The 14,269-nt window shown below is 72.9% G+C and carries 10 protein-coding genes; 7 read left to right on the forward strand and 3 right to left on the reverse strand.

The annotated features are described in order from the left end of the window. Window positions 1-79 precede the first annotated feature (79 nt). The gene (locus D2L64_RS15900; protein WP_119577285.1) at window positions 80-517 is read left to right on the forward strand and encodes a helix-turn-helix domain-containing protein; all 438 of its coding nucleotides are present in this window, start codon (window positions 80-82) and stop codon (window positions 515-517) included. A 12-nt stretch (window positions 518-529) separates the two neighbouring features. Here the strand turns inward: D2L64_RS15900 and cydB are convergent, their stop codons facing one another. Then, window positions 530-1,528 (reverse strand): cytochrome d ubiquinol oxidase subunit II, encoded by a 999-nt coding sequence (cydB, locus tag D2L64_RS15905; protein WP_119577287.1) that lies wholly within the window; start codon window positions 1,526-1,528, stop codon window positions 530-532. A gap of 14 nt (window positions 1,529-1,542) precedes the next feature. After that, window positions 1,543-2,955 (reverse strand): cytochrome ubiquinol oxidase subunit I, encoded by a 1,413-nt coding sequence (locus D2L64_RS15910; protein WP_199714564.1) that lies wholly within the window; start codon window positions 2,953-2,955, stop codon window positions 1,543-1,545. Window positions 2,956-3,156: 201 nt separating this feature from the next. On the opposite strand from D2L64_RS15910, the gene D2L64_RS15915 reads away from it, so the two are divergent. After that, window positions 3,157-3,942, forward strand: a complete 786-nt coding sequence (locus D2L64_RS15915; RefSeq protein WP_119577291.1) for a lysophospholipid acyltransferase family protein — start codon at window positions 3,157-3,159, stop codon at window positions 3,940-3,942. 65 nt (window positions 3,943-4,007) lie between these two features. On the opposite strand, the gene D2L64_RS15920 is transcribed toward D2L64_RS15915, so the two are convergent. Then, a complete protein-coding gene (locus D2L64_RS15920) occupies window positions 4,008-4,988 on the reverse strand; it encodes an aldo/keto reductase (RefSeq protein ID WP_199714556.1) in 981 nt (326 codons plus the stop codon). 111 nt (window positions 4,989-5,099) lie between these two features. On the opposite strand from D2L64_RS15920, the gene D2L64_RS15925 reads away from it, so the two are divergent. The 5 genes from D2L64_RS15925 (at window position 5,100) to D2L64_RS15945 (ending at window position 14,224) form a co-directional block, all read left to right on the forward strand. After that, window positions 5,100-5,867 carry a glycerophosphodiester phosphodiesterase gene (locus D2L64_RS15925; protein WP_119577293.1) on the forward strand — a complete coding sequence of 256 codons (768 nt, stop codon included), beginning with the start codon at window positions 5,100-5,102 and terminating at the stop codon, window positions 5,865-5,867. Between the two features lie 24 nt (window positions 5,868-5,891). Next, the gene (locus tag D2L64_RS15930) at window positions 5,892-7,286 is read left to right on the forward strand and encodes an MFS transporter (protein ID WP_119577295.1); all 1,395 of its coding nucleotides are present in this window, start codon (window positions 5,892-5,894) and stop codon (window positions 7,284-7,286) included. A gap of 109 nt (window positions 7,287-7,395) precedes the next feature. Beyond that, window positions 7,396-8,073 (forward strand): thymidine kinase, encoded by a 678-nt coding sequence (locus D2L64_RS15935; protein WP_119577453.1) that lies wholly within the window; start codon window positions 7,396-7,398, stop codon window positions 8,071-8,073. 145 nt (window positions 8,074-8,218) lie between these two features. Then, a complete protein-coding gene (locus D2L64_RS15940; RefSeq protein ID WP_119577297.1) occupies window positions 8,219-11,425 on the forward strand; it encodes an ABC transporter permease in 3,207 nt (1,068 codons plus the stop codon). A 108-nt stretch (window positions 11,426-11,533) separates the two neighbouring features. After that, a complete protein-coding gene (locus tag D2L64_RS15945) occupies window positions 11,534-14,224 on the forward strand; it encodes an FtsX-like permease family protein (RefSeq protein WP_147376245.1) in 2,691 nt (896 codons plus the stop codon). Window positions 14,225-14,269 lie beyond the last annotated feature (45 nt).

The raw sequence follows: 14,269 nt of genomic DNA on the forward strand, positions 1-14,269 counted from the left end.
GTGGTTGTTGGTCGTACCCACGATCAGGTGTTACGTTGGCTCGGCCAACATTGGTCACGCCAACGGAATGGAGTCGGGGATGTCCGTCACCCTCAACGGTCAGCTGCTCGGTCGTACCCACCACGCCACCCGGGCGCTCCTGGAGCGGGAGTTGACCGCGCTCGGGCTGACCTTCGCCCAGTCGCTGCTGCTCACCGTCGTCGCCGCCGCGGACGCACCGATCCCCGTCGACCAGGCCGTACGGCGGCTGGTCGACGGGTTGAAGACCGATGCGGCGAGCGCCCGTGGCGTGCTGGCCGAACTGGTCGACGCGGCGCTGGTGGCACCGGCGCCCGGCGACGGTCACCTCGTCTCGGTCACCGAGCGGGGGCGGGTGGTCCAGAGCCGGGCGGCCGCCGCCGGTGCGGCGATCGGCGCCCGGCTCTGGGCGGACCTGCCGGTCGACGACGTGGCGGCGGCGGCGCGGGTGTTGGAGACGGTGCGGCACCGCGCCGAGGCGGAGGTGGCCGCGCGCTGACTCCGGTCGGGGTCAGTGCTGCGGGATGTGGGCCACGCCGATGCGCCTGCGGAACACCCAGTAGGTCCAGCCCTGGTAGGCCAGCACGATCGGGGTGAAGAACACCGCCACCCAGGTCATGATCGTCAGGGTGTAGGGGGTGGAGGCGGCGTTGCTGGCGGTCAGCGTGCCGGCCGGGTCCAGCGTGGAGGGCAGCACGTTGGGGAAGAGCGCGGCGAACAGGGTCGCCACGGCCAGGCCGATGGCCACGGCGGTGCCGGTGAAGGCCCAGCCCTCGCGGCGTACCTTGGCGGCGGCGAGACCACCGACCAGGGCGAGGGCGGCGCCGGCGGCGAGCACGACGGCGGCGGCGCTGGACCGGATGGTGAGGGTCCAGGTCAGGAAGGTCACGGCGAGGGCGGCGGTGCTCAGGCCGAGGCGGACCGCGAGGGCGGCGGCGCGTTCGCGGATGTCGCCGACGGTCTTGAGGGCGATGAACACCGCGCCGTGGGTGAGGAAGAGCGCCGCGGTGGTCGCGCCGCCGAGCAGGGCGTACGGGTTGAGCAGGTTGAGCAGTCCGCCGACGTACTCGTGGTCGGCGTCCAGGGGTACGCCGCGCAGGATGTTGGCGAAGGCGACGCCCCACAGGACGGCGGGGATGAGGGAGCCGAAGAAGATGGCGTGGTCCCAGCGCCGTTTCCAGGAGGCCTCGGGGCGCTTGTGGCGGTACTCGAAGGCGACGCCACGGGCGATCAGGGCCAGCAGGATGAGTAGCAGCGGCAGGTAGAAGCCGGAGAAGAGGGTGGCGTACCACTCGGGGAAGGCGGCGAACATGGCGCCGCCGGCGGTGATCAGCCAGACCTCGTTGCCGTCCCAGACCGGCCCGATCGTGTTGATCATGACGCGGCGTTCCCGGTCGTCGCGGCCGAGTACGGGCAGCAGCATGCCGACGCCGAAGTCGAAGCCCTCCAGGATGAAGTAGCCGGTGAAGAGCACGGCGACGAGGAGAAACCAGATGGTGGTCAGTTCCACGGTGGGGCTCCGGGTCAGTAGGCGAAGGCGAGGGGGCGGTCGGCGTCGTCGGTGTCGTCGGGTTCCGGCTCGGGCGTGACGTCGGGTACGCCGGCCTTGGCGTAGCGGACGAGGAGTTTGACCTCGACGACGGCGAGGGTGGCGTAGATGAGGGTGAAGGCGGTGAAGCTGGTGAGGACCTCGGCGAGGGAGACGCTGCGGGAGACGCCGTCGCGGGTGAGCATCTCGCCGAAGACGATCCAGGGCTGGCGGCCCATCTCGGTGAAGATCCAGCCGAAGGAGTTGGCCAGCAGTGGCAGGATCGGCATGGCCAGGCCGGCGCGCAGCAGCCACTTGCCGCGCGGGGTGCGGCCCTTGCGTTGTGACCAGAGGACCAGCAGTGCGATGGCGGCGGCGGCGAGCCCGAAGGCGATCATGAAGCGGAAGCTCCAGTAGGTGACCGGGATGATCGGGGTGTAGCTGCCGGGGCCGTACTGGGCGGTGTAGAGGGCCTGTAGGTCGTCGATGCCGTGCACGGTGCCGTTGGGGTCGCCGGTGCCCAGGTACGACAGCAGGTACGGGATCTTGATGGCGAACAGTTCGCGGCTGCCGTCGAGGCTGCCGATGGTGAGTACGGAGAACGAGGCGGGGCTCTCGGTGGTGTAGAGGCCCTCGGCGGCGGCCATCTTCATCGGCTGCACCTGGGTCATGATCTTGCCTTGGATGTCGCCGGTGATGACCACGACGGTGGCGGCGATCAGGGTGACCCAGGATCCGAAGCGGGCCGCGAACCGGTAGGCCGGGGTGTCGGTGCTGTCCGGGTTGCGGATCAGGTGCCACAGGGCGACGGCGACCAGCAGGGAGCCGGCGACGAGGAAGGCGCCGGCGATGGTGTGCGGGAAGGTGATCAGGGCGACCTTGTTGGTGAGTACGGCGACGAAGTCGGTCAGTTCCGCGCGGCCGGTGTCGGGGTTGTAGCGGTAGCCGACGGGGTTCTGCATGAAGGAGTTGGCGGCGAGGATGAAGTAGGCCGACAGGTTGGTGCCGATCGCGGCGGCCCAGATGCTGGCCAGGTGCAGGCGTTTGGGCAGCCGGTCCCAGCCGAAGATCCACAGGCCGATGAAGGTGGATTCGAGGAAGAAGGCGACCAGGGCCTCGATGGCCAGGGGGGCGCCGAAGATGTCGCCGACGAAGCGGGAGTAGTCGCTCCAGTTCATGCCGAACTGGAACTCCTGCACGATGCCGGTGACCACACCCATGGCGAAGTTGATCAGGAAGAGTTTGCCGTAGAACTTGGTGAGCTTGAGGTACTTCTCGTCGCCGGTGCGGTGCCAGAGGGTCTGCAGGATGGCGACCAGGACGGACAGTCCGATGGTCAACGGTACGAAGAGAAAGTGGTAGACGGTGGTGACACCGAACTGCCAGCGGGCGACGTCCAACGCGTCCACCTGCGACCCCCAGCTACTCATACTACAAGACGTAGTAAATACTACAGCTCGTCGTACGAGGATTTGCAGAGGCGGGCGACCCGAACCGTGGCGGGACCAATGACCCTGCTCACCTCTGCCGTAGGGCCCACCGGCGACGACATCCGCGAAGAGCCGCCCCGGGCCCGGACGAAGGGCCCGGACGTGCGACCATGCCCGCTGATGGACCTCGCCCACTCCCCCTGGCGACCGCCGCTGATCTGGCGTGCCGCGCAGGTGCTCGCCCGTGTCGTGGTCGCCCTGCTGGCCCGGCTGGAGGTCACCGGCGACATCCCCGCGCCACTGCGCGGCGGGCCGCTGATCCTGGCCGCCAACCACATCAGCCCGTTCGACCCGATCGTGCTCGCCGCCGCCTGCCGCCAACGCCGGATCGCGCCCCGGATCATGGCCACCGGCGGGCTGTTCCGGGTGCCGGTGATCGGCGCCGCGATGCGCGCCGCCGGGCACATCCGGGTCGATCGGGGCACCAGCGGGGTGCACCGGGCCCTGGACGACGCCGCCGCGGCGGCCGCCGACGGCGCGGCGATCCTGGTCTACCCCGAGGGGCGCATCGGTCTGGACCCGGGCCTGTGGCCCGAACGCGGCAAGACCGGCACCGCCCGGCTCGCCCTGGCCTGCGGCGCCCCGGTCATCCCGGTCGCCCAGTGGGGCAGCCACGAGGTACTCCCCTATCAGGCGCCCAAGGGCCTGCTAGCCGGCATGGCCCGCGCGTTGCTGCGCCGCCCGACGGTACGGGTGCACTTCGGCGCACCGGTGGAACTCGGCGACCTGGCCGGTGGGGCGCCCGGCGCCGCCCGGCGGGCCACCGACCGGATCATCGACGCCCTCACCGCCACCCTCGCCCCACTGCGCCCCGACGAACCGGACCGGCCCCGCCACGTCGACCCCACCCGCCCGGTCGACCCCACCCGTGCCCACCCCCGCCGCCCCCCACTCCCGCCCCGTTGATCATGAGGTTGACGGCGGCACGGAGATCAACTAGTGCCGCCAACCTCATGATCAACGGGGGCTGTCTAGGGGAGGGGGTGGTTGCGGGCGGTGAGCCAGAGGGCGTACCACTGTTCGTGGGTCAGCTCGGGGGCGCGGCGGGCGGCGTCGGCGCAGGCGCGGATGCGGTCGGGGTGGGCGGTACCGATCACCGGCACGATCCGGGCCGGGTGCCGTTGCAGCCACCACAGCAGGATCGTCTCCGGGGTGGTGCCGTGGTGCTCGGCGAGCGCGGTGACGTGCTCCGCCGTGGCGTGCTCCGCCGGGTTCTGCTGGGCGCCGGTGAACCGGCCCTTGGCCAGCGACCCCCAGGCCTGCACACTCATCCGGTTGCTGCGGCAGTGCTCGACGGTGCCGAGGGGGAAACCCAGCTCCGCGGACTGCCGGGTGTTGACCAGTACGCCGGCCTCCAACCAGTCCCGGTCGGCCAGGCTCATCTGCAGCTGGTTCACCACCAGCGGCAGGTCCAGGTGCGCCTGTAGGTACGCCACCTGTGCGGCGGCCATGTTCGACACCCCGAAGTGCCGGACCAGGCCCTGCCGGTGCAGCGCCGCGAGCGCCTCGGCTACCTCCTCAGGGTCGGCGAGGGGGTCCGGGCGGTGCAGCAGCAGCACGTCGATCACGTCGGTGCGCAGCCGGGTGAGGCTCTGCTCGACGCTGTGCACGATATGGCTGCCGCGTAGGTCGTAGAACCCGGGTGCGGTGCCGTCGGGCAGCCGGATGCCGCACTTGGTCTGTAGCAGGATGCGGGAACGCAGGCCGGGCGTACGGGCCAACACCTCACCGAAGACGGCCTCGGACTTGCCGTGGCGGTAGATGTCGGCGTGGTCGAAGGCGGTCACCCCGATCTCCAGGGCCGCCTCGATCGCCGCCTCGGCGGCCGCGATCTCCGGTGCGCCGTAGGGCTGCCGGTCCCATCCCCCGCCCAACCCCATGCACCCGTAGACCAGTCGGTGCGTACGGATGTCGGCGGGGGCGGTCGGTGGCGGATCACGGTGCTCGGTCATGGGACGTGGATAGCACAGCGGTCCCGGCCGGGCGGCGCGCGGGCGACCGGGCGGGTGGTTCGCCACGTCCCGGCCACCGGCAGGTCACCCACGCCGGGCATACTGCGCTGCGTGCCACCCGCCCACCCCTACCTCGACACCGCGACCCCACTGGCGTTCGCGCACCGTGGCGGCGCCGCCGACGGCGAGGAGAACACCACGGCGGCCTTCGCCCGCGCCGTCGAACTCGGTTACCGGTACGTGGAGACCGACGTGCACGCCACCGCCGACGGGGTGGCCGTGGTGTTCCACGACGACACCCTGCAACGGGTCACCGGGCAGCGTGGTCGGCTCGCCGAGCTGCGCTGGGCCGACCTGGCCTCGGTCCGGGTCGGCGGCTCGGCGGCGGTGCCGCGCCTCGACGAGGTGCTGGCCGCCTGGCCGCAGGTGCGGTTCAACATCGACGTCAAGTCCGACCGGGGTGCGGCACCCACGGTGGCGACCGTGGCCCGCGCCGGTGCCGGTGACCGGGTGCTGCTGGCCTCGTTCAGCGACACCCGGCTGGCCCGGCTGCGCGCCTTGACCCACGGGCGGGTGGCCACCAGCCTCGGCGTACGCGGGGTGGCCCGGCTGCGGTGGGCGTCGCTGACCGGGCGCCGGCTGCGGCTGCCGCCGTCGGTGGTGGCCGCGCAGGTGCCGGTGCGCTTCGGTCGGCTGCCGGTGGTGGACCGCCGGTTCCTGCGTACGGCGCACCGGCTGGGGTTGCAGGTGCACGTCTGGACGATCGACGAACCTGCCGAGATGCACGAGTTACTTGATCTTGGGGTTGATGGCATCATGACCGATCACGTCGGCGTGCTGCGCGACGTCTACCGCAGCCGCGGCCACTGGGCCGCCTGAGCAACCCGGGCAAAGGACCCCCACATGGCCGAGACGGTGACCCCCGCCGCGCAGGACGACACCCCGCCCCCCGCCAGCACCCGCCGCGAACGCACCGGCTGGTACCTCTACGACTGGGCCAACTCGGCCTTCCAGACCACCGTCATCGTGGTGTTCCTCGGGCCGTACCTGACCAGCGTGACCAAGATGGCCGCCGGGTGCGCCCCCGACGCGGACTGCACCGCGTACGTCTACCCGCTGGGTGTCAAGGTCGCCGTCGGCTCCTACTACCCGTACCTGATCTCGCTGTCGGTGCTGCTGACCGTCTTCGTGTTGCCGGTGATCGGGGCGATCGCCGACCGGTCGATGCACAAGAAGCGGCTGCTGGCCGGCGCCGCGTTCACCGGGGCGTTCGCCACCGTCGGGATGGTCTTCGTCACCGGCGACCGGTACCTGCTCGGCGGCGCGTTGTTCATGGTCGCGAACATCGCCTTCGGGGCGGCGATCGTGGTGTACAACTCGTTCCTGCCGCAGCTGGGCGGGCCGGACGAACGTGACGGCATCTCCAGCCGGGGCTGGGCGTTGGGTTACCTCGGCGGTGGCCTGCTGTTGGCGCTGAACCTGGTGGTGGTGCAGTCGTTCGACGACGGCACCACCGAACGGACCCTCGACCTGGCCCGCTGGTCGATCGTCTCGGCCGGTGTGTGGTGGGCGGTGTTCACCCTGTTCCCGCTGCGGTGGCTGCGCGAACACCCCACCGCTGCGGCGTTGGCCGCCGGTGACCGGGGCAACGTGCTGCTCGACGGGTTCCGGCAACTCGGCCGCACCCTGCGGGAGGTCAAGGCGTACCCGTTGACGTTGTTCTTCCTGCTGGCCTTCCTGGTCTACAACGACGGCATCCAGACCGTCATCACGTTGGCCAGCGTGTACGGCACCGAGGAACTGGGGCTGGGCCAGAGCACCCTGATCGTGACGATCCTGCTGGTGCAGTTCCTGGCCTTCGGCGGCGCGTTGGGGCTCGGTGGGCTGGCCGCCCGCATCGGCGCCTGGAAGACGGTGCTGCTGAGCCTGGTGCTGTGGACGGCGGTGATCGTCGCGGCGTTCCGGCTGCCGGCCGAGGCACCGGTGCCGTTCATGGTCCTCGGCGCGGCCATCGGTCTGGTGCTGGGCGGCAGCCAGGCGCTGAGCCGGTCCCTGTTCAGCCAGCTCATCCCGGCCGGCAAGGAGGGCGAGTACTACGGCTTCTACGAGATCAGCGACAAGGGCACCAGCTGGCTCGGCCCGGCGGCGTTCGGCCTGGTGTTCCAGCTGACCAACTCCTACCGGGTGGGCTTGGTCTCCCTGCTGATCTTCTTCGTGGTCGGTTTCCTGCTGCTGCTGGCGGTACCGATGCGCCGGGCGATCATCGCGGCCGGCAACACCCCACCGCGGGTGCTCTGACCCACACCGGCGGGGCGGCGGTGATCCACTGCGGGGCGCCGATCGGCTAGGCTGCCCGTCCGTGACGAGCCCTGCTGACGCCGTACCGAACTGCCGGTCCCGTTCCGCGCTGGACGGGCCGGGCGACGCCCCGGCCGGGTGTGTCGCCGCCCGTGGTGTCGACGGGCGGCCGGCGCACGCCGCCGCGCTGCGGTTCTACTGGGGGCCGATGGACTGCGGCAAGTCCACGATGGCCCTGCAGATGAACTACAACCACTCCCGGCAGGGCCGGCGGGGTCTGGTCACCACCCGCATCGACCGGTCGATGGGTCCGCAGGTCACCACCCGCATCGGGCTGGCCCACGAGGCCATCGAGATCACCGACGAGCTGGATCTGCGGGAGTTGGTCCGCGAGGCCTGGGCCGACGGCGTACGGGTGGACTACCTGATCTGCGACGAGGCCAGCTTCTACTCGGTGGAGCACGTCGAGCAGATGGCCGAACTGGTCGACAGCTACGACGTCGACGTGTACGCCTTCGGTTTGGCCACCGACTTCCGGTCCTGTCTGTTCCCGGCCGCCCAGCGGCTGTTCGAACTGGCCGACTCGGTGGCCCGCATCCAGGTCGAGGTGCTCTGCTGGTGCGGGCGTGAGGGGCTGCTCAACGCCCGCGTCGCGGGTGGGCGGGTGGTCCGCGAGGGCGAGCAGGTCGTGATCGGCGACACCGTCGACAGTGCCGACCTGCGGTACCAGGTGCTCTGCCGGCGGCACCACCGCAGCGGCGACCTGGGGCCCCGCGCCGACGCCTGAGGGCCCTCGACCTCGCCCACACCCCACCCCCGGATAACGAAACGATCACTGCCGCGAACCTTTTCCCGGGTCCGCCCCCTCCTGTTGCGTGACGACATCGAGCACGGGCCGCACCGGCCCGCGAGGCGGCGGGGGTACCAGACGGATGAGGTTCGCGTTGCGGCGTGCCCGCGCGACGAAGGGGCTGCTGCTCGCCGCGGCCGGGGCGGCCCTGGTGGCGACGGTGACCCTGACCGGGTTGGCCGCCTACAGCCAGGACGTGGTCGGCTCCGGAACCCGCAACGTGCTGGCCGAGGCCAGCGCGCAGGAACGCTCGATCCTGGTGCGCGCCTCGGCCGGGCGTACCCCGCAGGCGCTGCGGGACCGGGACGCCGCGCTGCGCGACCACGTCGAGGCCGACCTGGCCGGTATGCCGGCCCGGATCAGCACCGCCGGGTACGCCGCCGGTCGTCAGCTGCGCGGCGACACCGGCGACGCCGTCGCCGACCACACCGGCGCCACGTACGCCTCGGTGATGTTCCTCGACGACCTGCCCGCGTACGCCCGACTCGTCGACGGTGCCTGGCCGCAGCCCGACGCGGCGCGGGTGCAGACCGCGCTGGCCGCCGCCGCGGCGCAGACCCTGCGGGTGGGCGTCGGCGACCGCATCCCGATCACCGACGGGCTGACCGAGCGGGTCACCGAGGTGACCGTGGTGGGCGTCTTCACACCCGTGGACCCGGAAGCCGCGTACTGGCGGCTGGCTCCCGAGACGGCGACCGGCACCCTGCCGACGGCGGCCACCTACGGCCCGATGGTGGTGACCCGGGACGACTTCACCGACCGGTTCCTGGCCAACGCCTCCGCCGGCTGGCTGATCGAACCGGACCTGTCGGAGGTGAGCACCGGCGCGGCACTGGACCGGCTGGGTGGGTCCGCGACCCGGATCCTCACCGAGACCCCCACCGCGGCCGGTCTCGGCGACTCGGCGCTGGCCACCGGTGACCTCGGGGTGCTGGTGCAGCGGCTACAGCAGGCCACCCTCGTCGGCCGGTCCGCGCTGGTCACCCCGATGCTGCTGGTGGTGGTCCTCGGCGGGTACGCGTTGCTGCTGGTGGCGGGTCTGCTCACCGAGCACCGCCGGGGTGAGACCGCGTTGCTGCGCGCCCGGGGTGCCGCCCGCTGGCAACTGGCCGGGCTGACCGCCCGGGAGGCCACCCTGGTCGTGCTGCCCGCCGCCGCGCTGGCGCCGCTGCTCGCCGCGGAACTGGTCGGACTCGCCGACCGGCTGCCGGCGCTGGACGCGGTGTCGCTGCGGGTGGACCTGGCACGCACCTCCGTGGTGTGGCTGGTCGCGGGGGTCGCCGCGGCCGGCTGTGCACTGGCGATGATCGGGCCGAGCCTGCGTCGCGGCGACAGCTACGTCGCGGACCTGGCCAGCCGGTCCCGACCCAGCCGCCGGGGCATGGTGCAGCGGGCCGGGTTGGACCTCGTCCTGGTCGGTGCGGCCGTGCTCGCCTGGTACCAGCTCAGCCGCTACTCCTCACCGCTGTCCCGCTCCCGCGGCGGGGACCTGGGCGTCGATCCGCTACTGGCCGCCGCACCCACCCTGGGGGTGCTGGCCGGGGCGGTGCTGGCGTTGCGGCTGCTGCCGCCGCTGATCCGCCTCACCGAACGGTGGGTGGATCGCAAGCCGTGGACCGCGACGGTCCTCGGCACCTGGCAGGCGGGCCGACGCCCGCACGCCGGACCGGTGCTGCTGCTCGCCCTCGCCGTCGCGGTCGGCACCCTCGCCTGGTCCCTGGCCAGCACCTCCGACCGGTCCCTGCAGGACCAGGCCGCCCACCGCGTCGGCGCCGACCTGCGGCTGACCGAGGTCAACAACACCGCACCCGACGGCCGCGCCGACCAGGTCGCCGCGCTGGCCGGCGCCCAGGCGGTCCTGCCGGTGTGGCGGGACACCGCCCGGCTCGGGCCGACCGGCGAACCGGCCACCATGCTGGCGATGGACGCCGAAACCGCCGGTGACGTGGTACGGATCCGCGCCGACCTGGCCGGCGGCTCCACCGGCCAGCTGTTCGACAGCCTCGCCGGGCAGCGGGTCGAGGCGCCGGCGACCGTGCTGCCGGCCGACGCCCGTCGACTGACCGGCCGGCTGCTCACCCGCTCCGACGGCCGTGTGGTCAGCGGCTCGGTACGCCACCACGCGGTGCTGGTGGGGCCACGCGACGCGCACCGGCGGCTGCCGCTGGGGACCACCCGTGACCGGGAACCGATGCGGTTCGCCGTCGACCTGCCGGCCGAGGGCGGCCCGTGGCGGCTGGCCGGGTTCACCGCCGAGACCTCCGGCTCACCGGCGATGACGATGGACTGGCGGCTGTCCGACCTGCGGGTCGGTCCGGACGGCTCGGCGGGCACCCCGGTCGACCTGACCGGCGCGGGGCCGTGGCAGCTGAGGGACCGGCACGGGCAGGTGGCCTCCGCCACCACCACCGGCGCCAGCCTGAACATCCACTACGTCCGCGACATCCCCCGAGGCTGGTACGACCAGCCGTCCCTGGTGCAGCTGAGCATCGCCCGGCCCGCCGGGGCCGGCCGGGTGCCGGTGGTGGCCACCCCGCAGGCTCTCGCCGCGCTGCGCGTGGAAGCCGGTGCGCAGACCCGGCTGTTCCTCGGCGGCGCCGACGTCGACGTGACCGTGGTCGGCACCGTCGCGTCGCTGCCGGGCGACAACACGGACGCCGCCCTGCTGGTCGACCTGCCGTCGCTGAGCACCCGACTGTTCCACGACAACGGGCTGCTCCGGGCGACGCAGGAGTGGTGGCTGTCCACCCGGCCCGGTGCGGCCGAGCAGGTGGCCACCGCGGCCGGTGAACTGGGCGGCCTGACCGTGTTGAACCGGGCGGACGTCGCCGCCGAACTGGCCCGCGACCCGTTCGGGATCGGTGCTCGCGGCGCGTTGTTCGGTGCCGCACTCGCCGCCGTGCTGCTCGCGGCCGTCGGCATCGCGGTGGACGTCAGTGCCACCGCCCGCCGCCGGTCCACCGAACTGGCCGTACTGCACACCCTCGGCGCGGGACACCGCCTGGTCGCGCGGTCCCTGCTGGCCGAGCAGTCGCTGCTCGCCGGCATGGGGGTGCTGGTCGGTCTGGCTGTCGGTGTCGGCGTCGCCGCGACGATGGCACCGCTGGTGATCCTCACCCCGTCCGCCGACCGGCCCGACCCGCCGCCGCTGCTGAACGTCGACTGGCCGCCGGTGCTGGCCACCGGTGTGGGTCTGCTGGTGCTGGCGTTGGCCTTCAGCGCCATGGTGTCGACGACCATGCGGCGGCGTTTGGCCGCCACCCAACTCCGCACCGGGGAGGACCGGTGAGCGCGAGGAGTGAGCTTGCGAGCCCCGCAGTCGCGAACGAAAGGCTTGTCCGGTGAGCGCGAGGAGTGAGCTTGCGAGCCCCGCAGTCGCGAACGAAAGGCGGAACCCGTGAGTGTGCGACGGATCCGGGCGTACGTCGCCCAGCTGGGGTTGCTGGCGGTGCTGGGGCTGGTGGCGGCGCTGCTGGTGACCGCGGCGCCGCGGTTGGCCAACGGGTACGCCGACCAGGGGTTGCGGGCCGATGTGGCGCGGCTGCCGCACCTGGTCCGGGACGTGTCCATCGCTGTCGAGCGGCAACCGGACGAATCCACCGCCGCCGGCGGCCAGTACTCCCTCGACCGGTACGCCGACGCCCTTCCGCAGCCGTTGCCCACCCTGGTCGGCCCCCGCTGGTATGCCGCCGGTCTGCACGAGGAGAAGCTGACCGCCACCGGTGACGACCCGCCGATGGACGGCGGTGCGGTGAAGATGGTCGGCCTGCGGGCGCAGACCGGGGTGCAGGAGGCCACGGAGGTCGTCGCGGGACGCTGGCCGGCTACGCCCGAGGGTGGGCCGGCGGAGTTGGCGGTGTCGCGGGCGCTGGCCGAGCGGCTGTCGCTGCGTCCCGGCACCCGGCTGCGGCTGACCGGGCCGACGGGGGTGGCGCAGGCGCAGGTCGTCGGGGTGTTCGAACCGATCGACGCGGACGACCCGGTCTGGGACGACCTGGCGACCGCGCTGGAGCCGATCGTTCCGCTGGAGGACGGCGACCCGTACGTCACCCGGGCGGTCACCGACTGGGTAGGGCTGGACTCCGTGGCGAGCGCCAGCGGTGTCCCGCCGGTGTACAGCTGGCGGTACCGGGTCGACGAGAACCGGTTGACCAGTTCGACGCTGGAGCAGGTTACCGCGGCGGTGGCCGAGACTCGGCGCACCGAGTGGCTGCCCGGGTCGACGGTGCAGAGTTCGCTGGACTTCGCGCTGGTCCGCTTCGCCGGCCAACTGAACGCGGTACGGACGCTGCTGGCCATCGTGCAGGCCGGGCTGATCGCCAGCCTGCTCGGGCTGATCCTGCTGGCCGCCCGGCTGGTGGTGCAGCGTCGCCGCGACGAGTTGGCGTTGCTGCGGGCCCGGGGGGCGTCGCTGGGTGCGATCGGCCGGCGGACGCTGGCCGAGGCGCTGCCGGTGCAGCCGGTCGCGGTGCTGGCCGGTGCGGTGATCGGCAGCCGGTTGCCGGGGCGTACCGACGGCGTGCCGTGGCCGGTGCTGCTGCTGGCCGTGCTGACCACCGCCGCGGTGCCGGTGCTGGCGATGCTCACCGGGCGGCGGGTCGGCACTGTCACCCGGCGTACGGATCTGGCCCGGCAACGTCCGTCGCTGCGGCGGTTGACCGTGGAGGCCAGTGTGGTGGTGCTGGCCGTGGCCGGCGTACTGCTGCTACGTCGTCGTGGTCTCGACCCGGCCGGTGGGGTCGACGCGTACCTCAGTTCGGTGCCGGTGCTGGTCGCGGTGGCCGCCGCGGTGGTGGCGATCCGGCTGCTGCCGTGGCCGCTCGGGCTGGCCGGGCGGCTGGCCGGGCGGGCCCGAGGTGCGCTGCTGTTCCTCGGGGTGGCCCGGGCCGGTCGGGGCGCGCCGGTGGCGTTGGGGCCGCTGGCGGTGCTGATCGTGGCGGTCAGTACGGGCGTGTTCGGTGGGGTGGTGACGACCACCGTGGCCGCCGCGCGGGACCGGGCCACCTCCCTGACCGTGCCGGCCGACGCCCTGCTGACCGGGTACGCCTTCGCTCCCGACGCCGGTGCCGGGCTGGCCGAGGTGGCGGGGGTCGAGGCGGTGGCCCGGCTGTGGGTGGACTCCAACCGGCGGCTGCTGTCCGACGAGGGGCCCGGGGCCCGGCAGCTCGGCCAGGCCCGGGTGCTGGTGCTGGATGTGCCCGCCTTCGCCGAGGTGGTGGCCCGCAGCGGTGTCGACGTCGACGTGCCGGCCGCGTTGCGTGCCGCCGGGCGCGGCGACGGACCGGTGCCGGCGGTGGTCTCCCCGCGGGTGGCGGCCGCCGTCGGTGCCGCCGGGGTGGCCGACGTGCAGGGACGGCTCTACGGGTTCGAGGTCGCTGCCGTGGCCGAGGCGTTCCCCGGTGTCGGGTTGGGGGTGGAGCGGTTCGTGGTGCTGCCGTGGCAGGCGCTGCCCGAGTACGAGTACACGCCGATCATCCCGAACCAGTACCTGCTGGCCGGTGACGACATCGACCAGGAACAGCTGTTGGGGGTCGCCGACGACGCGCAACGGCGGCGGCAGGCGGCGGTGCTCGGTACGGAGGTGACCCGGCCGCAGCTGCCGGCGTCGGTGCAGACGTGGGCGGCGTACCGGGAGGGGTTGGACCGCAGCGGCGCCAACGAGGTGCTGACCCTGGCGTTCACCGCCGGTGCGGTCGGCGGGACGGTGTTGGCCGTGCTCGCGGTCGGGTTCGCGGTGGTCGCCGACGCCGGCGGTCGGGGTCGGATGCTGTCCCGGCTGCGCACGCTCGGGCTGTCCGCCGCGCACGGCCGCCGGCTGCTGGTGTACGAGTTGGTGCCGCTGGTACTGGTCGCCGCGGTGACCGGGGCGGTGGTGGGCGCCGGACTGCCCCGGATTCTCGGCCCGACCCTCGGGCTGTCCGCGTTCGCGCCCGGCGTGCCGATCCGCGACCACCTGGATCCGGTGGTCGTGGGTGGGGTGCTGGCGCTGGTGGTGCTCGGTCTGCTGGCCGGTCTGGTGGCGGAGAACCTGGTGAACCGACGGATGCGCCTCGGTGAGGTGCTGCGTCTGGGAGAGGAGAACGGATGAGCGGGCTGTTGGCGGGGCCGGGCCGGGTGCGGCGGGGCGGGGGGT

The sequence above is a fragment of the Micromonospora radicis genome, assembly GCF_003583405.1.
Lineage (GTDB): Bacteria > Actinomycetota > Actinomycetes > Mycobacteriales > Micromonosporaceae > Micromonospora > Micromonospora radicis.

What these genes read in the sequence shown, in the direction of transcription:
- D2L64_RS15900 (WP_119577285.1), top strand. Translation starts at nt 80, where the DNA reads ATGTCCGTCACCCTCAACGGTCAGCTGCTCGGTCGTACCCACCACGCC.
- D2L64_RS15940 (WP_119577297.1), top strand. Translation starts at nt 8,219, where the DNA reads ATGAGGTTCGCGTTGCGGCGTGCCCGCGCGACGAAGGGGCTGCTGCTC.
- D2L64_RS15920 (WP_199714556.1), bottom strand. Translation starts at nt 4,988, where the DNA reads ATGACCGAGCACCGTGATCCGCCACCGACCGCCCCCGCCGACATCCGT.
- D2L64_RS15930 (WP_119577295.1), top strand. Translation starts at nt 5,892, where the DNA reads ATGGCCGAGACGGTGACCCCCGCCGCGCAGGACGACACCCCGCCCCCC.
- D2L64_RS15915 (WP_119577291.1), top strand. Translation starts at nt 3,157, where the DNA reads ATGGACCTCGCCCACTCCCCCTGGCGACCGCCGCTGATCTGGCGTGCC.